The following is a 21,274-nucleotide window of genomic DNA, read 5'->3' as shown; positions in this document are numbered from 1 at the left end:
GACTCGATGCTCTAATCCGCCCCCACTTCCGAGGCGCGGCCACGGGGCCGCGAGATCGATGAACCAGCCGCTTGCCAGCTCCCTGCACGACCTGCTCCAGAACGACCCGGACCCCACCGAGACCCAGGAATGGGTCGAATCCGTCCAGGCCGTCATCGCCCGCGACGGCGCCGAGCGCGCCCACCAGCTGCTCGAGGGCATGGTCGAGGTCACCCGCCGCGCCGGCGCCCACCTGCCGTTCCAGCCCACCACCGAATACATCAACACCATCCCGCCGCACCTGGAGGCCAAGAGCCCCGGCGACGCCGCCATGGAATGGCGCATCCGCTCGCTGATCCGCTGGAACGCCATGGCCATGGTCGTGCGCGCCAACCGCAAGCCCGGCGACCTGGGCGGCCACATCGCCAGCTTCGCCTCCGCGGCCACCCTGTACGACGTGGGCTTCAACCACTTCTGGCGCGCCCCGTCCGCCGACCACCCCGGCGACCTCATCGGCGTGCAGGGCCACAGCTCGCCCGGCATCTACGCCCGCTCCTTCCTCGAAGGCCGCATCAGCGAATCGCAGATCGACCACTTCCGCATGGAAGTCGACGGCCGCGGCGTCAGCTCCTACCCGCACCCCTGGCTGATGCCGGACTACTGGCAGATCCCCACCGTCTCCATGGGCCTGGGCCCGATCAGCGCCATCTACCAGGCCCGTAACTGGAAGTACCTGGAAGGCCGCGGCCTGCTGCCCAAATCCGACCGCAAGGTCTGGGCCTTCCTGGGCGACGGCGAAACCGACGAACCCGAATCCCTGGGCGCCATCTCCGTCGCCGGCCGCGAAGGCCTCGACAACCTGGTCTTCGTCATCAACTGCAACCTGCAGCGCCTGGACGGCCCCGTGCGCGGCAACGGCAAGATCATCCAGGAGCTGGAAGGCCAGTTCCGCGGCGCCGGCTGGAACGTCATCAAGAACATCTGGGGCAGCTACTGGGACCCGCTGCTCGCGCGCGACACCACCGGCCGCCTGCGCCAGTTGATGATGGAAACCGTCGACGGCGAATACCAGAACTGCAAGGCCTTCGGCGGCAAGTACACCCGCGACAACTTCTTCGGCAAATACCCCGAAACCGCCGCCCTGGTCGCCAACCTGTCCGACGACGACATCTGGCGCCTCAACCGCGGCGGCCACGACCCGCACAAGGTCTACGCCGCCTATCACGAGGCGGTTAATACCAAGGGCATGCCCACCGTCATCCTGGCCAAGACGGTCAAGGGCTACGGCATGGGCGCCTCGGGCGAATCGCTCAACCCCACCCACGGCACCAAGAAGATGGACGACGAAGCCGTCCGCCTGTTCCGCGACCGCTTCAACATCCCCGTCACCGACGAGCAGCTCAAGGACGGCGCCGTGCCCTTCTACCACCCCGGCGAAAAATCGCCGGAAGTGGAATACATGCACGAGCGCCGCAAGGCCCTGGGCGGCTACCTCCCGCAGCGCCGCCGCAAGGCCAGCACCTCGCTGGAAGTGCCCAAGCTGGAAGCCTTCGACCGCCTGCTCAAGAGCACCGGTGAGCGCGAAATCAGCACCACCATGTCCTTCGTGCAGGCGCTGAACATCGCCCTGCGCGACAAGCAGGTCGGCCCGCGCCTGGTGCCCATCGTCGCCGACGAAGCCCGCACCTTCGGCATGGAAGGCCTGTTCCGCCAGCTCGGCATCTACGCCCCGCACGGCCAGAAGTACAAGCCCGTCGACCGCGACCAGCTCATGTACTACCGCGAAGACGTCACCGGCCAGGTGCTGGAAGAAGGCATCACCGAAGCCGGCGCCTTCGCCTCCTGGCTCGCGGCCGCCACCAGCTACAGCACCAACGATTTGCAGATGCTGCCGCTGTACATCTACTACTCCATGTTCGGCTTCCAGCGCATCGGCGACAGCGCCTGGCAGGCCGCCGACATGCGCGCGCGCGGCTTCCTGCTCGGCGCCACCGCCGGCCGCACCACCTTGAATGGTGAGGGCCTGCAGCACGAAGACGGCCATAGCATGGTCCAGGCCGGCCTGATCCCCAACTGCCGCAGCTACGACCCCACCTTCAGCTACGAAGTCGTCACCCTGCTCCAGCACGGCATGCAGCGCATGCTCACCGAGCAACAGGATGAGTACTGGTACCTCACCCTGATGAACGAAAACTACCCGCACCCCGACATGCCCGAAGGCAGCGCCGAGGGCATCATCAAGGGCATGTACCTGCTGACCGACGCCGGCAAACCCAAGAAGGGCGAACTGCGCGTGCAGCTGCTGGGCAGCGGCACCATCCTGCGCGAAGCCATCGCCGCCGCCGAACTGCTGGACAAGGACTTCGGCGTCACCGCCGACATCTGGTCCTGCCCGAGCTTCAACGAACTCGCCCGCGACGCCACCGACTGCGAACGCTGGAACCGCTTCAACCCGGAAGCCAAGACGCCGCGTAAGCCTTATATCACGCAGCTGCTGGAAGGCCGCCAGGGCCCGGCGATCGCAGCTACCGACTACATCCGCGTGTATCCGGAGCAGGTGCGGGCTTACGTGCCGATGCGGTACACGGTGTTGGGTACGGATGGCTTTGGGCGTTCGGATACGCGCGCCAACCTGCGCCGGCACTTCGAAGTCGACCGCTACTACATCGCCCACGCCGCCATCGCGGCGCTGGCGGCGGAAGGCAAGATGACGGGCAAGGATGTGGCCCGGGCGATTAAGCAGTACAAGATTGATGTGGAGAAGCCGAATCCGCTTGGGGTGTGAGGTAGCGTCACTCTGCGGCGCAACAAAGCCAAGGCGGCCGCGAGGCCGCCTTTTGCTTGCAGTGACCCATCACGGGATCGATTGTTGTCAACATCTACAACCAATCTGCGGGCACGAGCATATCTCCGTCGCGCCATTCCTCAACTAAGGCGACTCCTGGGACGTCTCCCCAGACCTGTTCGTCAGCATGGTCGAGAACGATGATTTGTATACTTCCTAACGTACTTTTGACACAGCTGCTTAAAACTTCAAAAACCTTGCGAACTGCCGCTATATCCTCTTGCTCTTTAAGGGCGGGTTCGTAGTCCTCTGACTTTCGCTGTTCGTAAGGGGAAAGTTTTGGGAAGTAGACTTGACTTGGTTGGTCATAAATCAACATCGCTGGAACAGGGTGTCGCGGTTGCTTAAAGAAATAGATCTGTAGGGCAATAGTTATGGCAACGTGATATGCCAACCAGTTCGCGCCACTACCTACTTCCCACAAATAGTCTATTCTGCCCTCGCGATAAACTTGCACTGTGAGGTCTTTGGGGTTGAGGCGAACCGGCGCATCGCCCCACTCGCCATCAAGCTTTGGGATTATGCCTCCAGTGATCTGTTGAATCTCACTTAATATGCTCTCCATGCGTTTGCTGATACCTGATTCGTGTATCTCGAAATTAATTTCACGTAGCTTATTTTTAAGTTGAGATATTTCATCAGATATTTCAATGCTGGCATCCGCCCGATCGAACGAGAGGAGCGCTTGTTGGAGTCCACCAAGGAATCGCTCTGCTGATGCAGTACGGCTTATTTCTTCCCGTGCACGATCGGATGTGGCTTCATAAGCTCTAATCTCATGCCTCACCGCGTTAATTCGCGCTAGCGCGCTTTCCGAAAGCTCTCTTTGTCGGTGATATTCCGCGTCAAGTGTATTGGACACCGTGGGATGCGCTGTTAGCTGCAACTCAAGTTCCGAAAGCGCGCTGCAGAGCTTTTCTAGGTTGTCAAGGCTCGGGTGAGGCAGGACTGTGGAAGCGTCGCCTGTTTCTAATAGGCGCGACCTTAGCCACGGCGATAAGGATAAGCGCTCCCTTTGTAAGTGAAGGGCGTGAACGAAATTGTCACTGCCCTCCTTAAGGCGTCGAAGCTCCATTAGTCTTTGCCTATGAGAAGACGCCTGTGCAACTAGGGCGACTTCTTGGCGTCGAAGTTCGTCGAGTCGCGCCAGAGTATTCTCGATGTCCGGAATAGTTGTTTTGCTTCGCGTTGAATCCTGGCCCGCGACCAGTCGAAGCGCGTCCATTATTTCCGGCCAGGTCGTCGGTAAAATCTTAGAGGCATACAACCCAAGCTCCTGTGCCTGCGTCAACCAAGTCCGCCCCTCTGCCATGCGACGTTCAGAAACTTGCTGAAGTCCCTTAAGTTCGGCTTCAAGGCGACGCAATTTTCTTCCCAGCAGCTCAGCTTCATGGCGCAGAGCCAGCGTCCTGGGGGTGATCGCATTTAGCACATAAGGAAAGATGGTTTTGAGCTTTTCTCTATGCTCCGATGTGTCTGCTTTATAGAACAGTACATCGGGGTTTGCGACTATATTCTGTGGTTGAAACATGAATGCTGTCAGGTCTCTAAAAGATGGACGCGACTTAAATCCATTCTCAGAGTACGGGTCAAAATCGAAAGAAGTGAGCCCGGCTAGCCGATCGAGTAAATCTCTAACAGCGTGATCGGCATAGTTCTTTTCTGAAATGGAAGGAGGGATAGTGACTTCCTCGCCTTCAAGGACGTACATGTCGCCGATAACTTGTTTGTTTCCAGGTTCGCGTCGCGCCAATAGTTTTTGACCTTCTACGGTCTCTATCAGAATTCCGAACCACTCACATTTCTCTCGAATAACGCCTACAGGTATTCGGCAGTTTCTGGATCCAAGGCAATAATCGACAATGGGGATGACAGCTGATTTGCCGGTTTTTGAGGACCCGCTTATTACATTAACGGCGCCCGGTATGAAGTTGACAAGCCGCGGCTCTGAGCCATTTCTTGGCCATAGAATTAACTTCAGTATTTGAAAAAACATTAGAAGTCTATCCTTAGCGTGGAGGCTATCTGTTGAACGGGCAAGCGAGCAAGCCAGGCGCCAAGCTTGGCGGCTTGTTTGCTTACACGGCGTACGCTTTCTGGTGCAGGGGGCGGCCTAGTGAGTTCGACCGGGTATAGGTGCGCCGCTGTATTATCGAATACCAAAAGATTGCAGTTGCGTGCAAGTACGAATGACCTGTACGTAAGGTCTTTCAGAGCCACGGCACGATGGTGGATGGCCAACAAGTTCTCTTGATGCTGGCCGATTTTTGCCGCAAACAGAGTGAGCCCCGAGGGATTGTTGGTCGATGCGATCACGTCTCTAGTGGGCGCGTGAACTAACAGGGGAAGAAACAAAAAGATCAGTGGTAGGGGCGTGGATTGACCGTCTTCATCCAAGTATCCGCGGACTCCCGACCACAACAGGTAAGCTCCGTATGCCGGATTGTAGATGCGGTCTAGCTCGGTCAATCGCGGTTCGTTGTTATTAGGGCTATTGGTTTCCATTGTCATAGCTACGCATCCAGTGCTTTCAAGAGCTTGGCGAAATCTGCGTGCCAGCCAATTTCTTGCCTGTCAGCCAAGTCGCTGAGGCAGCCATGTATGAAGTATGTGGGTACGGCTCGCGATTCGAGATCCATCTCGATCTGCATGCAGCGCATGTATAAAAGTTTGCCTCGGTCTTCTAAAGAGGATGAAGATGCGGTAATGGATAGTTCGCCGTCGATCGCGCGATGGCGCTTGCAAAGGCTTTCATCCCATACGTCCAGAGAATCAGCTAGGAGTACACCCTGGTCCGCCCACTCTGTCTTGCTAGCGGAAGACCTGAGATAGTCACTAACTGCATTAAGTTGCTCCTCGACCGGTATTCTCACCAACTCGAGCTGCTTCACAAATGTTGGCCGTTCTAGGTGTTTGGAAGCCACCGCAGTCTGGGCGGGCCGTTTTGCTGAAGAAAATAGGATAGGCAAATTAATACGGGCGGCATGTGCGCGAATTCGAGCTTGGAACGCGCCAGCGTTAATTTTTGCAGTTTTTCTCTGGCGCAGAAGGGCATCCGACTCTTCTTTGGCGAGTCCAATGGCATACGCGCATATGGCGTCAAGTAGTTGCGGAGATACCGCAGACGTAAAGCGTTCGCGAATTCCCTGAACCGGATCGGACTCGCTAATGAAAGTGAAATTTTGGCCTAGATGTATTTGCTCTGAAGAAGATCCTTCAATAAAACGCTTCGCAAATTTGTAGACCACAGTGTTCTTACGGCGAGACTTCTTCGCGTCAAGTTCCATGGCTTTGACAAGAGCTGCAACGTCAGCCGCGGAGGTTGCTTTTGATAGTGCTTCCACGTATGTGCCGGAATATGTAGGCGTTACATACAGGACATACGTGATCTTTGGATCCCATTCTTTGCGAGGCGTTGTTGATTCAAGCCAGTTCGATACGGTTTTCCATAAATCGGTAGCCCAATCTGATACAGGGTTATGTGACAGCGCACTCTTCGTTTGCTCGAGTAGGACGGAGCCATCGGAGTTATGAACGGACACATCGTCATCGTGCTCTATGAGCACATAGCTTTCTGGCGGTGCTGTAAGAAGTCGGTAGCAAAAGCGGACTGTTTGCAGCCCAAAGCCCAGATAAGTTCCGGGCGCGCTATGTTTGGCTCTTGCGTTAGCCATGGGTCAAAGGCCCTATATCCCCCGCCTAGTCCTGATCATAGCGCCATAAGTTTTTATGTTTGCCAGTCGGAAGATCCTTGCAATGTGTTTTCATTATTTTCAATAACTTAAAGAATGCAAGTGCTCAGTTGGTAGCCCAAGTCCGCTAAACATGTCGATGTGTGAAGGCGCTAAGAGTCCAACGAGTTCCTGTCTTACAGTAGACAAATAATTACGTTTAACGTAATTTACGCTTCTGAGGTTTGAAGCCATCCTTTGCGCATGGCCCAGACCGACGTAGATGCCCGCTCCATCTTTGCGCAGCGGCTGAAAGCAGCCAGGGAAGATGCCGGGCTCACACAGAAGGAGCTGGGCATGGCTATTGGTCTGCCGGCCGAAACGGCCGCCGTTCGCATTAATCGCTACGAAAAGGCCGTCCACGACGCCGATCTGGCTACGGCTCAGCGCATCGCCGACGCGATGGGGATGCCCCTGGCCTACTTCTACGCCGAAACCCAGGTCATGGCCGAAGCCATCGTGACCTTCTGGCTGCTCAACCAGGCCGATCAGCGCAAGGTGCTGGCGGACCTCAAGAAGCGGGTGTTCACCGAGCCGAAGAAGCCCGGCAAGGGCTGAGGCGGGGCCTCCGGCGCGGCGTTGCCGGGCCGGGGAGGGTGGGGCGGACCTGGCGATGGGGCTCGCATTGCTTCCGGTAGCGCCCAAAGGCTTACCGCCGCGGCGCGGAGGCTCAAGCGCAGGCCTCGGAATCCTTCCGCCAGGCCTGACTAAGCTTCCGGAGGTGCTCGGATGGCTGAGTGTGAGCCGAAAACGGCTGGCGTTGGCTCATAAAGTCTCTCCGTGGCGCCGCTGATTCCCTTGTTTAAGCCAATTTGCCCCAACCGTAAGCCTCGCGAGCCTGCCGGAGGCAATCTGCGCCGCTCGCGTAAGGCTCAAAGACTATCGGCTAAGGCTTTGCGACTTTCCGTTGAGGAAAAAATACTCAACCGATGCGCCTTGCCACTTGTGGTCTCCATGCCGTCCGATCACTCGCCAACGGCAGTCGCGTGCTGGGATACGAGGTGCACTCCGAATCCGGCGTCAGCCCGCCCAATCGAGGGCGGTCGTATCCGCGTAGCGCCAGCGGGTCGTGCGAACTGCGCACTGGGGCTCGCCCTAGGTCGATGAATCTCCCTGCCCGCGGGTGCCCAGCCCTCCAAGAGAGGAGGCGAGCTCGTCTGTACCCAATCGTTGTGCTTTGGTGCGCGAATAGTGTGCTTACACGGCACCTGCATTCCGGCAGAATCCTTCAAGGGGAATGCTGGGACAGGCGCTCATGCCGCACTGTTGGGCCAGATGGACTTGAGGAGCGCCGTCGCCGAGGTGATCGGCTTGCAGGCGCTTTACTCCTCGTCCAACACGGACGATATGAAGCGCCGTGGGGCACTGATCCGTAAGGCTATTCCCAATGCCCTTAGTCAGATCCAGCCCCTTTTGGCGGAATCAGCGGGCGTAGAGATCGGCGATCTGCTGATAGAGGGACGCGACGCGACGGGTATGAAGGCGCAAATTCCCTGGGTGCGATTCGGCTCCAGGAAGGCCTCCCCCAGGGCCACGGTCGGTTGGTACGTCGTATTGCTGTTTGGCCAGGCTGGAGCTGGCGCCTACCTGGCGCTTGCCCACGGCTCGACGCAATTCCGCCATGGCGCGTTCGTGCCGCGCTCGGACGAGGAGCTTTCGCAACTGATGGCCTGGGGCCGGGCTAGGCTGTCCCGTAGCCTGCCGAACGATCCCAGGTTGGTCCCAAATGTGAAATTGGGCTCCGTCGGAGCGCTAGCGCGTTCCTACGAAAAGTCTTGCGTGGTGGCCTACCAGTACTCCGCGGCTGAGCTTCCCGATGATGCCGGTCTGCAGCGGGATATGACGACGCTGGCCGGTCTGCTACGGCAGCTGTACGACGCAGAGCGTCTGGGTCAAACACCATCGGCTACCGATCCCAGCGTCCGCGATGCCGAGGAGGCGGGCGCTGTGATCTCCCGGCCGACCTCGACGCAGGGAGGGCAAGGATTCGCCCTGAGCGCCGACGAGCGCCGTGCGATCGAGCTTCGAGCGATGCGCCTCGCTACCACCCGTCTTCAGGAGCTTGGATTCCGGGTCGAGGATGTCAGCAAGATGGGATCGTTCGATCTACTGGCTACGCGGGGCGACGAGACCGTTCGCGTGGAAGTGAAAGGAACGACAGGCAACCTAGGCGCGATTCTTCTAACGGCGAATGAAGTACAGCTACACCTCAAGGCGTACCCAGCCAATGCCCTGATGGTGGTGCATGGGATCGAACTGGTGGAGCGCGATGGATCGCCGCTGGCGGTCGGCGGTACGCTCCAGTCCTGGATGCCTTGGGCCTTGGACATCGATCTGCTCAAAGGCATTACTTTCAAGTACCAACTGGCGTGACCCAAAGCGACGCAGCGTCGTCATCGCCGCCCAGCGGCATTCGCTCGGATAGGAGGGGCATTCAAATGGATTCGAAGAGCGCTGCGGTCGTTGGTTTCATCGCGAACCTCAGCCCTATGTATGTCGGTACGCGTATCGAAGACCTCTGGTGCGCCCGCTCGTTGGTCGACGGCACTCTCATCTTGCCGGTGGAGGAAGACGATTCAGAGCAGCAAGAGGGATTCGTCAAGGTTCAATGGCAGGGCGATTCGACGCGAGAGACGGAAGCGCTAGGTGCCGATATCGCCACCGTCGCGGTGGTTCGCTACGTCGAGTTTCACAATGTCGGACAAGCCGAAAAGCGCAAGGCTGCTGAGTTGAAGGGGTTGGCCGAGCACTTCGAGTTCAAAACAGGGTGCTCGTTGTACTTACCGCATGCCTCCGAGTCCTCTTCCGAGCTAGTCGCAACTGTCAGGCGAGCGGTAGGTCGAATGGGAGAGAAAGCATTTATTGACCTTATTATGAAGGCTATCGGCGCTTAGATGAACCAAGCTGGGGTAATAGTAAATCGAGTTCTTCTGTACGGCCGTCAATAGTTCGCTAAGCGGTAGAGGAGCCATGCTGATCGAGCCGGCCTTGTGCTTTTATTTGGCCTGGGCGCAGGATGCTCCAAAAAAAATGGTACACATCAGCTGGGGGCGGCGAATGTGCGCGCGTCGCCCTGGTCCGCACCCCACCCATGCATAAGGACATCGCATGAACCCAAAGTTGGTGCTCTGCGCTTTCGCGATCGGCGCGCTGCTGCCCATCGCCGCCAGCCACTCGCAACCCACGCCCGTGGTGCCGGCCTGGTCGGTGGCGGGCTGGGATTTCCAGAACGGCATGACCACGGCCGCCGACGTCACCAACAACGAGCACACCGCCACGGCGGTGGGTAGCAATCCCCTCTCCTGGGGCTGGCGCAACAGCGGCGTGAACCTGACGGGCGGCAAGTACTACACCGTGCCGTACTCGCCGGCGCTGAGTTTCGCCAGCGGCGATTTCAGCTTTGCCGCCTACGTGCGCGTGGGCCCGGCCATCGCCACGCGCACGCTGCTGGACAACCGCGGCAGCAACGGCGGCTACCTGCTGGGCATTTCCGCCAGCCGCCGGGTCACGCTGCGGCTGACGGGCGCGCCCACCAAGGTGCCGTATTCGTCGCTGGCGGCCATGCCGCTGGCGGTGAACCGCTGGCACCACATCGCGGTGTCGGTGGCGCGCAGCACGGGCACGGTGCAGTTCTACATCGACGGCGTCGAGGCCGGCACCTGGCCGCTGCAGGCCGATATCTACAGCAACACCGATGCGCCGCTGCTGATCGGCCACAACCTGGACGGCGGCGGCTTTAACGAGCGCCTGGACGAGGTGCACCTGTACAACCGTGCGCTGTCGCTGGACGACCTGGCCGTGGTGATGGCGCCGGGCACGCCGCTGTACGAGCCGGGGCTGTGGAACGGCGGCGCGGCGGTGTTCAGCAACAACTGCTACAACTACGCCACCAACAAGCGCACCAACACCTTCGCCCAGCCCGGCAACGGCGCGGGGCAGGGCACCGCGGGCTACACCTGCCCGGCGCTGATCGAGGCGGCCATCCGCGACGGCCTGGAGCCTATCGCCGACCCGTACGAGCCCAGCCACAAGAGCACCGTGGCCTTGGTGGCGGCGCCGGCCTACGGCGATTTCCACTGGTACCGGCTGGACCGCTACGGCGGCTGGAGCCACAAGCCCGGCCAGCAGCCCGCCACCAACCTGGACAATTCGCAATCCACCATCAGCAACCCGGAATACGCCGACCGCGGCATCTACACCGATTTCTGCGGCTACTTCCGCGTGTGGTCCGACAGCCAGCAGACTGCTGGCCACGAGTACATCCAATGAACGCACCCCAAGCCTCCTCCGCACGCGCGTCGCTCCACGCCTGGGCACGGCGCGCGCTGTGCGCGCTGCTGCTGGCCAGCCCGCTGGCCGCCGCGCAAGACGCCCCCACCGCGTTGCGCGTGACCTACCTGGTGTACTCCGGCCGCCCCAACCCCACCCTCACCATCACCGACGCCGCCACCGTGCGCTCGCTGCACACGCAGCTGGCCGATGCCCTGGCCACCGGCGCCGGCGTGCCGGCCACCGAGTTGCCGCCGGTGCTGGGCTACAACGGCATCCGCGTGGAAGCCGTGGGCGCCACGCCCGGGGCGCGCGACTACACGGTGAAGGGCCGCTTCCTGCGCGCCGAAAGCCGCGCGGATGCGGCCAAGGCGGGTGCAGCCAGCGTCACCGCTCGCGCGTCCACCTCGGCGGCGTTGGTGGAGGCGCAGTTGTTGAAGCTGGCCGAGCAGCAAGGCGTGCTGAACTCGGCGGTGCTGGCGGCGGCGCGGCAGGCGCCAGGGAAGTAGGCGCAGGGCACCGGCGGCCCGCTAGGGGTGGCTAGCGGGTGCATCGAAGGGGGCCGCTATCGGCTGCCCCAAGGTTGCGGGCTACGCGCGGCCCAGGCCCAGCAGCGCGATCGCCACTGCAACCAACCCCGCGCCGATCACCAACGACACGGCGCAGGCCACGACCTGGCGCGTGCTTAGGCTGGTCACATCGCTCCAACGCGTGGTGAAGTCTTGCGCCTTGCCCTGGCGCACGCGTGCCTGGTCCAGGGCGCGGTTGATCGCAACGATGGGCAGTGTGACCGCGATCAACACCAGCACCACACCCAGCGGCGGTTCGCCGGCAGCGAGCATCAGGCCGCCGGCCATCAGCCAGAACATGAAAATCAGGGCGCCTATCGCGGCTCGGTGCATGCAGGTCTCTGAAAACTGCGCCACCTTCGGGTTCGGTGGCCACGGTGTGTTGGAAGGCAACAGCGCTTCCTGATCGGGGTTGCCTCAACGATCCCTGACGGCGGGGACCGGTCACGCCTACCGTACCGACAGACGGTCATGTCTTCAACGCAGGAGGCAAGCGAATCAATGGCCGTGGCTTTAGCTAAAGCAGTACGCGCCGCAGCTGCGCCCCAAAGATCCGCGTGTCCTGCCCTGGGCAAATACCCAGCCGCGCTACGGCTTGGATTTGAATGAAGGGCTAGGTGCGTCCGCCGCGCCGGCCGACCATTGCTCGAACGCCACGATCTCGATACCCAACGCCTTCAGCGCGGCCGTAGCGCCCGCGCCACCCGAGCCGCCGATCGGCTTGTCGCCTTGGTAATCCATGACTTTGACGGCGTAGATCGGGTTGGCTTCTTCACGGCGGTAACTGGCTTGCTCCATCAGCACGCTGCAGCCGCCGGTGGATGCCAGGAACTGGCGCGTCATCTCGCCCGCGCGGACCGAGTGAATGAGCACGTCGGGCCGCCCGCTCTTGAGCGTTTCCGTCCAGGTGTCGGGCCGGCCGGAGGCGTCGCAGCCCGCGCGCTTGAGCTGGCAGACCGTGGCGTCTTCCAGTACGTGGCGTTGGCCCTGACTGACGTAGGTCAAACGAAAAGGGAACTCGCCGCGCGTGCGCGCGGGCGTGCGGTCGGCTTCGGCGGCGCACTGCAACTTGGCGTCCAGCGCTAGCGCGCCGGCGCAGCCCGTCAGTGCCATGCAAACCACGGCAGCGGCGATAGTCTTCATGCGCCCTAACCCCTGATCCAATGCGCGCATCGCACCATGGGTGTGGCGGATAGGCAAGGAAGCGCCGCCCAGCGGTGCGCGAGGCGCGCAGGCCGGGACGGCGCCAGGGCCACGGGCCCTTACCTCACTCGCAGGGCACCTGCACGCAGAAGATGCGGCCGTTTTCTTGCACGCACAGCCAGCAGGTGGGCTCGGCATTGAGCGCGGACGCACTCACGCTGAGCAGGGCGAACACAGCCAAAATCGCCAAACGTTTGATACGCATCACACTCCTCCTTAAGTGACGAAACGCGCGTCGCTTTTAGGTCCGTGGGGTGGCAGTGTCAAGCTGCCGCGCAGCAGGCCATGCTTAGCCGGCGCAGGCCGCGGTTGCGCGCGCGCGGCGGCGGTGCGGATCGTGTTGCCCTGCAGCGAACTGCGCCTTCATGGCCCGCTGGGTAAGCTGCGGCAGCCGCCCCATCACAGGCCCGCCCATGCTCAAGCTCTATGGCTTCTCCAAGGTCAACGCCGGCGCGCGCGGCCACACCCGCGACTTGCGCGTGCTGTGGGCGCTGGAAGAACTGCAGCTGCCGTTCGAAACCGTCGGTCTGGACCACCCCGCGCAGGACCTGACCACCGACGCCTACCGCGACATCAACCCCTTCCAGCAAATCCCCTCGATCGACGACGACGGCGTGGTGCTGACCGAGTCGGCCGCCATCGTGGTGTACCTGGCCAAGAAGTCCGGCCGCCTGATCCCTGCCGACCCGGCCGGCGAGGCGCAGGTGCTGCGCTGGTGCTTCGCCGCCATGAACTCGATCGAGCTGCCGCTGGTGGCGCTGATGGTGCACGACTGGACCGCCAACGGCAGCGACCCCAAACCGCGCCAGTTCCTCGCCGACTGGGTGCACCTGCGCATGGGCCACCTGGAGCGCTGGTTCGCCGACCGCGAGTACGTCGCCACCGACGACTTCACCATTGCCGACCTGCTGATGGCGCACGTGCTGCATTCGGGCGTGAAAGACGCCAGCCTGATCGCGCCTTACCCGGGTGTGCAGGCCTATCGCGACCGCTGCCTGGCGCGGCCGGCGTGGCGGCGGACCTTCGAGGCGTATTGCGCGCGCGTAGAAGCGGGCTAGGCGCTTCGCGTCAGCGCGCAGCCCATTGCGACTGCCAGTTACCAAATGCGGCATGCCAACAAGGTCGAGTGATGGCACATCGCATACGCCGTTGACGCCAGTCGGCTATGCGGACGTATTCTAGGCTCTGGATTCTGGCCGCAGTGCGCGGCGACGCCGTCATCATTTCCAGCTATACCCAAGGTCACGCAGGAGTGTTCTATGGCACAGGCACAAGGAAAAGTCGGCCCGCGGTTCGCACGGAAAGCGTTGGCCATCAGCTTGGCGCTGTGCTGCGGCTGCGCTTCGGTATCGAACCCGGCTCATAGCGCGAACGTCGCAGCGGCGTCGCAGGAGGCGCAGGACTGCTTTGCGGTCGGTGATGTGGAGGCGCGCGAAGCTTGCTTCGCGAAGAAGCCGGACAGTGAGATTGCCGAATGCGAGCGCACGCGAGTGAATGCGTGCGCGCCCTACAAACAAATGCATGCCTTGGAGCAGCAACGGATCCGGCTTGGGCAGGACTTTCAGGCCAAGGCCAGGGTGAGCTATAGCTCGTACCTCAAGGACGATCCCGACTACTTGGGGGACTTGGTCGCCCACCAGAAGACGGCAGACGCGGCCTGGGCCGCCTACCGTGACGCCGACTGTTTACTGGAGCCATTCGCGCAAGGCATGTCGCGTCGTGAAGCCCCCGACCTGACCGAGGTCTGCCGTGTCGAGCGGACGAAGGCCCGTATCGAGCAGCTGAAGTCGATGACTGCTGCGCTCGAATAGGAGGAGTTTCACCGTGACGGATCACACCTATAACCCACTGGAACGCAGCACTTTCGAAGCCATCGCCTACAACGCGGTGGGCCGGGCCAGCGAGACTAACGCCTACGCTGTGTATCAGCTGTCGCACAGCACCGGCAATTCGGGCTGGTCGGTCGGCGCAGTGCAATGGGATTTCGGCCAGACCAACCGTGGCCACAAGGTCGATGAGCTGCTGGCCGGTTACCAGGCCTGGGCCGGCGCCGATGAGCGGTTCAGTGATCGCGAAATCGCCTCGCTGACCACGCGCTTGCAAACCCGCGGACAGACCGGGAATGCCCTTACCAGCGAAGAGTTGAGCCGGCTCAACGGCTACTTGCGCTCCGACCCGGGCCGCGCCTTCGTCGACGGCTTGAGCCAGGAGCAGATCCAACGCAAATGGGACAGCGTGGGTCAGCCGCTGTCGCAGATCCCCTGGCTGCGCGACTTGAGCGCGAGCGATCCTGCGCAGGCGGCCGAGATCGTGGCGATGACCAGCAAGCTTTATAACCAAAATGAGAATCGCGGCAGCCGGCTGATCGATCACCTCGAGGCCGGCGCGCAAAGTTCCGACCAAATCCGGGATTGGATCGGCAGCCAAGGCATCAACGGGCTCAAGGCCAGCGCGCAGAGCGCGATCGTCTCGGGTCGCGACAACGCGCTGGCCGGAGTTCGTCTGATGAACGATCTGGAGCTGGGTGAGGGCCGGCTGAGCCAGGCTTGGCGTGAGCAAGTGCACGACCGGGGTAACGTCTCACTGTCGCAGGACTTCAATGGGAATCCGGATGTCCAACTTCTGGATGCGATGATGCGCGCGCCGGCGAGCGGGGCGCGAATCTTCGCGCACATCGACGAGGGCGCGCAGGCGAGAGCGGCCACCATCACCGGTATCGATGCCAATGCACGCCTGGAAATGTCGCGCGTCTCTATGGACCAACGCGGGCAAGTCACCGTAGTGAGCCCGGCCGGGGACATGTTCTCGATGACCGCTGATGGCTGGAGCCGAAACGGCGTTCCCATGCAGGCCGCACCGGGCGTGCGCCGCGAAGCCGATAGACCCGATCACATGGGTCGGGGCGGGGCACTGGGGGCGCAAATGGACCCGGTCCAACCAGGCGCACATCCGCTACTGCGGCAATCGCAGGACGCGGTGCAGCGACTCGATGCCAGTCTGGGCTTACCACACACGCCCGCCAGCGATTGCATGAGCGCGAGCGTGGCCTGTCTGGCCAGAAGCGAGGGCTTGGGCCGGGTGGACCACGTCATGCTCAGCGGAGCCACTCCGACCGAAGCGGCAGGAGCAAGGGTCATCGCGGTGGAGGGCGATCTGATGGACCCCGCTAGGCGGGTTGCGCACATGCCGACGGAAGTTGCGGTACGCACGCCGGTAGCCGAGTCTCTGCAGCGTCTGGAGCAGATGGAACGGGCACAGGCACAGTCGGTCTCGCCGACGCAGGTGGCCCAGCAGGAGGTGGCGCCCGAGTTGCATCGCCGCGGTTTGACGATGTAAGGAGCTCGATCCACAGCAAAGCTTCTTCGACCGTTGCCCGCCGGTCACCTGGACGGCGTATCCTGAGCCTAGTCAGTACATATAGAGCGCGATATGAAACCTACGCTGAGCCATACGGCGGCCATTGCTCTCGCCGGATTGTTGTGTATTGCCTGCACAGCCACTACAGCCAAGGACAGGGCGCCTTCGGCTGCTTATCCCAAGGCCTTGCAGGGGATATGGCTCGGTGAGGGGCGGGAATACTGTAAGCGCGCCGACAGCTTGGACAGCGATTCGCGCTTCGAAATCACGGCCCAAAAGCGCACCGGCTACGAAGACTGGAACGAGCCGCTGAGCGTGGCCCAGATATCGAAGAGCCCGCAGGCCTGGAAGATCGTGTCCAACCTATATATCAACGAAGAGCCCATGCGTATCGAGGAGGTGTTTCTGCTCAGCGGCCAGGATAACGGGGCGCTGACGGTCGTGAGCAGTGGGCATACCATGACCTATTACCGCTGCCCGTGATCGGTTGCTGACCGTCCGATCCGCCATCCAGTACGAAAGGAATCGCCGCCATGGCCGATGAGAACACCCAAGACCCGCAAGCGCCCGCCACGCCCGAGCCCACGCCCTACCGTGTGATCCAGAAGGGCCGCACGGTCAACGTGCCGGTCACCGATTACGAAAGCCTGGTCACCCACCACCCCGGCGCCAACCGGGCCGCGACCGTGGTCAACGGTGTGGTCACCGGTGGCGAGAACGGGCGCCGGCATGCGGTGATCGACGGTGAAATCCAGGAGATCGAGGTGCGCACCGCGCGCCGCGACTACGGCCTGAGCGAAAACCAGGTATTGGAGAAGCGCGACTTCATCCTCGAAGACCCGCGCCTGGCCACCGGTCCGGGCTCGCGCAGCGTCGACGTGCCGTCGCCGTTGGCCGGTTACGTGGGGCGGGTGAGCGCGTCCGAAGGGCTGGTCGACATCTACGACCGCCAGGGTGGCGAAGTGATCGCGCGCGTGCGCCACATGAGCAACATCGCGGTGGCCGAAGGCGACACCCTCCAATACGGCCAGGCGTTGGGCACGCAGAGCAACGTGGCCACGGTGCCGATCCATGTGCATATGGAAGTGGACACGCGCTATCACCAGCAGTTCGACCAGTACGTGGACGACTTGGCCAGCGGCCGCCTGTCGCTGGACCCGCCGCGGCGCGGGCAGGGCATCGAGCCGCGCCCGGTGGTGGACGACGGCATCATCCGCATCGGCGAAACCGACGACCGCGTGCGCGCGGCCGCCGCGCAGCTCAATGCCGCCGGCTACCGCGGTGCCGACGGCCAGCGCTTGAACGAGGACGGCGTGTACCGCTTGTCCATGCAGGCCGCCGTCATCAACTACCAGACCGCGCAGGGCCTGCCGGCCACGGGCAACCTGGACCAGGCCACGCTGCAGCGCCTGGTGCCGCCCACGCAAACCCAGGATGCGCCCGCGCCGAATGCGCCGGCACCCAATGCGCCCGCGCCGAACGCACCGCCCGCCGCGCCGCAGGGCGCGCAACCCGCCCCACCGCCCGGCCAGCGTGGCGCCGCCTCCGGCCCGCTGGGCAGCAACGACCCGCTGCTGCCGCAAGCCGAAGCCGCCACCCGCCGCCTGGACGCCAGCCTGGGCCGCCAGTACGACGGCAACAGCGCCTGCATGGCCGCCAGCGCCGCCTGCCTGGCCCGCCGCGAAGGCCTGACCAGCATCGACCACATCGTGCTCAGCAACGCCAACGTACAAGGCGTGGCCGCCGGCCAGAACATGATCGTGGTGCAGGGCGACCTGCAGAACCCGGGCCGGCAGTTGGCGAGCATGCGCACCGACGACGCGGTGCGCACGCCGGTGGCCGACTCGGTCGCGCAGCTCAACCGACTGTACGATGCCAACCAGCAGGCGAATCCGGCGCAGGAGGCGCAGGTGCAGGGGCGGCAAGCGGGGCGGACGGCTTAAGCTGCACGGCGGTGCGGCCCGCGGTCGCACCGCCCATCAATCTGTAGGCGCCCACTACATCCGTTGATTGCTCCCCGGAGCCATCAATTTAATCTTCTCGTCCTTGCGGCCGCTTGCGTGCTTTGTCCGCCGTTCGGTTAATACGATTCATCCAGTAGTCGCCACGTGTGATGGAGGTGCGGAAGCCGTCCTCATTCCACACGTTCACCAGCGCAACAAACGCACAGACCACCGCGAATCCGCCCCATACCCAACCGACAAAAGTCCCCGGACCGAAGTGCGCGGCCGCAATTCCAGAGCCTACGGCTGCGAAAGCGCTGATGAAGTACGCCGCGAACATCAGCCGCCACATGGTCCGGCGGCGCTTGACGGTGGCATGGCGTTTTCGCCGCCAGCGCACCGTTTCGGTTTCTGGGTCGTAGTCGAACAAGTCCCATAGTTCCGACAACTGCAGCAAGGATTCGCTTTTGTTGGGCTGCGCTAGCGCCAGGTGTACGACTCGGGCAGGAAGATAGGCGCCGAACAGATGGCGCACCGTCACTTCCAGCCAAAGGTCATCCTGAATCCGGGTGTTATCCCATACCTCAAGGAACTCTTTACGGTTTTGGTACTTGCGGCTATGCAGCCCGTTCAAGCCTCTGATGGCATACAAGACCACCAGGGCGAGCACGACGGGAATCAGGAAGGACGTGCCGCCTGCATCGAGAATTTCCTTCATCGTGCTTCCCTGCCGATTGGACTGGACCCATCTTTGCAGCTGATCGTAGTTGAAGGAAGAGGCGGGTTATGTGCGCACCTCCGGTGCCAGGAGGTACTTGGAGCGACCTAGTGGCCAGTGTTAGTGCAGATTGTTCTCTATGACCGACGACCCCTGCATCAACTGTGATGGACTTACGCCCAATAGGCGCCGCAAGCAGCGCGCCATATGGCTGGCATGCGAGAACCCTGTAACGAGCGCGATCTCGCTGATGCTTTGTCGGCCCTGCATCAGTAGCAGGCGCGCACGTTCGACACGCCGCTCCAATACGTAGCGGTGCACCGGAATACCGACCGCCTGCTTGAACAGCGCTTTGAAATGCGAGGCGCTGTAGCCTGCCACGGCGGCCAGCTCCAATAACGACAGCGGCTCGTCCAAATGCGCTTCGACATACTCCTGCACACGGCGCAAACGCCAAGCGGGCAGGGCGCGGCCGCGGGTGCCGTCGTTGAGCGAGCGGCGCGATTGCAAGGCCAGCAGGCGGGCGGCCAGGGCGGTGGCCAGGCTGTCGGCGAACAAGCGGCCGCCGGGGTAGGCGTCGTGGTCTTCGGCTTGCATCATCCAGCCGATGCGCTCGACTTGCGGGTCGCGCACATGAATCGCGGGCGCCAGCAGGGCGCTGTGGGAGCCGGCCGTGTGCGCGGTGTCCTGCCACAGCGACGGCGTCAGCCGCAGCAGCAGCGAGCGCGCCGGCTGCGACAGCACCCAGCGCGTGCTCGCGCCCGCCGGCACCACGCAGTATTGGCCGTGCAGGCGCACGCCGGTGCGGGGGTGGCCGTCGGTGCGGTACGACACGGGCACCGGTTCGCCCAGGTGCAGGCAGAGCACGTGGCGGCCGTCCACGGGCGAATCGAACACGCCCTGCGGTACGGGTGAGGTCAGTACGTCCAACAAAGGTGCGCGGTCCGCCGCCGATAGCGCTGCGGGCGGGGCCGGGTAGCAGGCGGGGCGGTCGCTCATGGGGCATCCTCGGCCGGCGGGTGGGGCGCCGACAGTGCCGAAAATCATCCCTGCGTGCTCGCCGCCGTCCGTTTGTGCGCGCCTGAATCCGCGGGCGCCGCCAGCATGGCCCGGTCACCCCATAGGACCGACCCATGCAACGCCGACAGTTCATCGCCCTGGCCGCCGCCAGCCTGACCGCGGGTGTCGCCGGCGGTTATGCGCCGCTGGCCGGCGCCCGCCGGCGTGGCGCGCAACTTGCCGCGTCCGCGCCTTTGGACGCCGCCGCGTACCGCGCCACCCGCCGCTATGCCGCGCTTTCGTTCGGCAAGATCGCCTACGTCGAACGCGGTCAGGGTCGCGCCGCCTTGTTCCTGCACGGCGCGCCGCTCAACGGCTACCAATGGCGCGGCGCGATCGATCGCCTGTGGCCGTATCGCCGCTGCATCGCGCCGGACTTCATGGGCTTGGGCTATTCGGAGATTCCCGCCGACCAGCCGCTGGCGGCGAAGGATCAGGCTGCCATGCTGGGCGCGTTGTTGGACATGCTGAAGGTGGAGCAGGTCGACCTCGTCGCCAGCGACAGCGGTGGTGCGGTGGCGCAGCTGTTCCTGCTGCGCTATCCCAAGCGCGTGCGCAGTCTGTTGCTGACCAATTGCGACGTGGAGCCCGACAGCCCGCCGCCGAAGATCCAGCCGGTGCTGGACATGGCCCGCGCCGGCACGCTCGCGGACGCCACCGCCGAGTGGCTGACCGACCGGGCCAAGGCGCGTGCGACCTTCGGTGCCGCGGTGTTCGCCGACCCCAGCGGTTTTGCCGACGCCACTATCGATTACTACGTGACCCCGTTGGTCAGCACGCCGTTGCGGCGCGCGCAGTACCACGCCTTCCATATGGCGCTGACGCCCAATCCGCTGGCGGGCATCGAAGCGCGGCTCAAGCGCAGCCCGGTGCCGATGCGTGTGGTGTGGGGCGCGGCGGACGATATTTTCGATCAGGGCGATGCGGAGTATCTGGACCGGCTATTCCCCAATTCGCAGGGCATCCGCCGCGTGCCGAAGGCGAAGCTGTTCTTCCAGGAGGAGTTCCCGGAGGTGATCGCCGAGGAGGCGCGCAAGCTGTGGCGGGTGTAGCGGCGCGCGGTTTCAGCTGCCTGTGGCTGGAGCCTCGTCCAGCTTCAGGCAACGCTCGACGTGAGGATTGACCGCGGCCTGGATACGGCCGCCATGGGGGCCGATCACGTGCGTGGCCTTGAGCGCCTTGCGGTTGGCGTCGGAACGCAGGACGGGGCCCACCTGTTCCCATTCGGCGTCTGAGAACGGTTCGCGCGGGTTGTTGGTGCGCTCGATGTTGTCGGTGACGCGCCGGCCGTAAGGGCCGGTGTAGAACTTGTCCAGCGACGCCAGCTCTTGCGCGCTCAGTTCGGCGAGGACGATCTCCTGCATGACCGGGGCGGCGATGGTCCGCGGAATCTTTTCCAGGCACCCGATGAGGGCGGCGCTGCTGTTCGGGTCGGTGCGTGCGGCCAGGATCAGGCTGCCGACCACCAGCGAGGACATGGCCTCGGCGGTGGGCGACGGGGGAGCCGGGTCGGCGGCGTGCGCGGGCAGGCTGAGGGCGAGGGCGAGCAGCAGCAAGGCGGGACGGGGCATGGGCGTGGGCGGTTGAGTGCGGATGGAGGC

The 21,274-nt window shown here is 63.0% G+C and carries 21 protein-coding genes; 12 read left to right on the top strand and 9 right to left on the bottom strand.

The genetic code is table 11. From position 1 onward, the window contains the following. Positions 1-58 precede the first annotated feature (58 nt). Positions 59-2,764 (top strand): pyruvate dehydrogenase (acetyl-transferring), homodimeric type, encoded by a 2,706-nt coding sequence (gene aceE / locus DX914_RS19165; RefSeq protein ID WP_115861849.1) that lies wholly within the window; start codon positions 59-61, stop codon positions 2,762-2,764. 94 nt (positions 2,765-2,858) lie between these two features. Here aceE and DX914_RS19160 read toward each other — a convergent pair whose 3' ends face one another. From DX914_RS19160 to DX914_RS20140, 3 genes are read right to left on the bottom strand one after another with little or no spacing between them, the layout of a single operon-like run. Beyond that, positions 2,859-4,820, bottom strand: a complete 1,962-nt coding sequence (locus tag DX914_RS19160; RefSeq protein WP_115861847.1) for a DUF3732 domain-containing protein — start codon at positions 4,818-4,820, stop codon at positions 2,859-2,861. After that, on the bottom strand, positions 4,820-5,329 hold the full coding sequence (locus DX914_RS20785) for a three component ABC system middle component (RefSeq protein WP_425480708.1): 510 nt from the start codon (positions 5,327-5,329) through the stop codon (positions 4,820-4,822). Before DX914_RS20785 ends, DX914_RS19160 begins: the two co-directional genes overlap by 1 nt. Before the next feature lie 8 nt (positions 5,330-5,337). Further along, positions 5,338-6,498 carry an ABC-three component system protein gene (locus DX914_RS20140; protein ID WP_147300735.1) on the bottom strand — a complete coding sequence of 387 codons (1,161 nt, stop codon included), beginning with the start codon at positions 6,496-6,498 and terminating at the stop codon, positions 5,338-5,340. 261 nt (positions 6,499-6,759) lie between these two features. On the opposite strand from DX914_RS20140, the gene DX914_RS19155 reads away from it, so the two are divergent. From DX914_RS19155 to DX914_RS19135, 5 genes are all read left to right on the top strand, one after another. After that, positions 6,760-7,113 (top strand): helix-turn-helix domain-containing protein, encoded by a 354-nt coding sequence (locus tag DX914_RS19155; RefSeq protein ID WP_115861845.1) that lies wholly within the window; start codon positions 6,760-6,762, stop codon positions 7,111-7,113. A gap of 717 nt (positions 7,114-7,830) precedes the next feature. Then, positions 7,831-8,928: an MrcB family domain-containing protein gene (locus DX914_RS19150; RefSeq protein ID WP_115861843.1), complete on the top strand. Its 1,098-nt coding sequence runs from the start codon at positions 7,831-7,833 to the stop codon at positions 8,926-8,928. 65 nt (positions 8,929-8,993) lie between these two features. Next, positions 8,994-9,449, top strand: a complete 456-nt coding sequence (locus tag DX914_RS19145; protein ID WP_115861841.1) for a hypothetical protein — start codon at positions 8,994-8,996, stop codon at positions 9,447-9,449. A 214-nt stretch (positions 9,450-9,663) separates the two neighbouring features. After that, the gene (locus DX914_RS19140; RefSeq protein WP_115861839.1) at positions 9,664-10,824 is read left to right on the top strand and encodes a LamG domain-containing protein; all 1,161 of its coding nucleotides are present in this window, start codon (positions 9,664-9,666) and stop codon (positions 10,822-10,824) included. After that, positions 10,821-11,333 carry a hypothetical protein gene (locus DX914_RS19135; protein WP_115861837.1) on the top strand — a complete coding sequence of 171 codons (513 nt, stop codon included), beginning with the start codon at positions 10,821-10,823 and terminating at the stop codon, positions 11,331-11,333. The genes DX914_RS19140 and DX914_RS19135 overlap by 4 nt, the downstream gene beginning before the upstream one ends. Positions 11,334-11,414: 81 nt before the next feature. Here DX914_RS19135 and DX914_RS19130 read toward each other — a convergent pair whose 3' ends face one another. The 3 genes from DX914_RS19130 to DX914_RS20315 form a co-directional block, all read right to left on the bottom strand. After that, positions 11,415-11,726 carry a hypothetical protein gene (locus tag DX914_RS19130; RefSeq protein WP_147300733.1) on the bottom strand — a complete coding sequence of 104 codons (312 nt, stop codon included), beginning with the start codon at positions 11,724-11,726 and terminating at the stop codon, positions 11,415-11,417. A 255-nt stretch (positions 11,727-11,981) separates the two neighbouring features. Then, positions 11,982-12,536: a hypothetical protein gene (locus DX914_RS19125; protein WP_147300732.1), complete on the bottom strand. Its 555-nt coding sequence runs from the start codon at positions 12,534-12,536 to the stop codon at positions 11,982-11,984. 124 nt (positions 12,537-12,660) lie between these two features. Beyond that, positions 12,661-12,801, bottom strand: a complete 141-nt coding sequence (locus DX914_RS20315; RefSeq protein ID WP_158549405.1) for a hypothetical protein — start codon at positions 12,799-12,801, stop codon at positions 12,661-12,663. Between the two features lie 160 nt (positions 12,802-12,961). Here DX914_RS20315 and DX914_RS19120 point away from each other — a divergent pair, with 160 nt between their 5' ends. The 5 genes from DX914_RS19120 to DX914_RS20645 all read left to right on the top strand — a co-directional run bounded on the left by DX914_RS19120 (position 12,962) and on the right by DX914_RS20645 (position 17,896). Next, positions 12,962-13,654, top strand: a complete 693-nt coding sequence (locus DX914_RS19120) for a glutathione S-transferase family protein (protein ID WP_196778967.1) — start codon at positions 12,962-12,964, stop codon at positions 13,652-13,654. A gap of 201 nt (positions 13,655-13,855) precedes the next feature. Further along, positions 13,856-14,407 carry a lysozyme inhibitor LprI family protein gene (locus tag DX914_RS19115; RefSeq protein WP_115861829.1) on the top strand — a complete coding sequence of 184 codons (552 nt, stop codon included), beginning with the start codon at positions 13,856-13,858 and terminating at the stop codon, positions 14,405-14,407. A 13-nt stretch (positions 14,408-14,420) separates the two neighbouring features. After that, entirely contained in the window at positions 14,421-15,932 is a 1,512-nt protein-coding gene (locus DX914_RS19110; protein ID WP_115861827.1) for an XVIPCD domain-containing protein, read from the top strand. Positions 15,933-16,025: 93 nt separating this feature from the next. Beyond that, positions 16,026-16,436 (top strand): hypothetical protein, encoded by a 411-nt coding sequence (locus DX914_RS20135; RefSeq protein ID WP_147300731.1) that lies wholly within the window; start codon positions 16,026-16,028, stop codon positions 16,434-16,436. Positions 16,437-16,486: 50 nt separating this feature from the next. After that, the gene (locus tag DX914_RS20645; RefSeq protein ID WP_231118336.1) at positions 16,487-17,896 is read left to right on the top strand and encodes an XVIPCD domain-containing protein; all 1,410 of its coding nucleotides are present in this window, start codon (positions 16,487-16,489) and stop codon (positions 17,894-17,896) included. Positions 17,897-17,984: 88 nt separating this feature from the next. Here DX914_RS20645 and DX914_RS19095 read toward each other — a convergent pair whose 3' ends face one another. Then, on the bottom strand, positions 17,985-18,614 hold the full coding sequence (locus DX914_RS19095; protein ID WP_115861822.1) for a hypothetical protein: 630 nt from the start codon (positions 18,612-18,614) through the stop codon (positions 17,985-17,987). A gap of 120 nt (positions 18,615-18,734) precedes the next feature. Further along, positions 18,735-19,613: a helix-turn-helix domain-containing protein gene (locus DX914_RS19090; protein ID WP_115861820.1), complete on the bottom strand. Its 879-nt coding sequence runs from the start codon at positions 19,611-19,613 to the stop codon at positions 18,735-18,737. A 134-nt stretch (positions 19,614-19,747) separates the two neighbouring features. Here DX914_RS19090 and DX914_RS19085 point away from each other — a divergent pair, with 134 nt between their 5' ends. Continuing rightward, positions 19,748-20,725 (top strand): alpha/beta fold hydrolase, encoded by a 978-nt coding sequence (locus DX914_RS19085; protein ID WP_115861818.1) that lies wholly within the window; start codon positions 19,748-19,750, stop codon positions 20,723-20,725. A 12-nt stretch (positions 20,726-20,737) separates the two neighbouring features. Here the strand turns inward: DX914_RS19085 and DX914_RS19080 are convergent, their stop codons facing one another. Next, entirely contained in the window at positions 20,738-21,244 is a 507-nt protein-coding gene (locus tag DX914_RS19080) for a hypothetical protein (protein ID WP_115861816.1), read from the bottom strand. Between the last annotated feature and the right edge of the window lie 30 nt (positions 21,245-21,274).

Source organism: Lysobacter silvisoli (assembly GCF_003382365.1).
Taxonomy (GTDB): domain Bacteria; phylum Pseudomonadota; class Gammaproteobacteria; order Xanthomonadales; family Xanthomonadaceae; genus Lysobacter; species Lysobacter silvisoli.
This window is presented reverse-complemented; position numbering and strand designations above follow the sequence as displayed.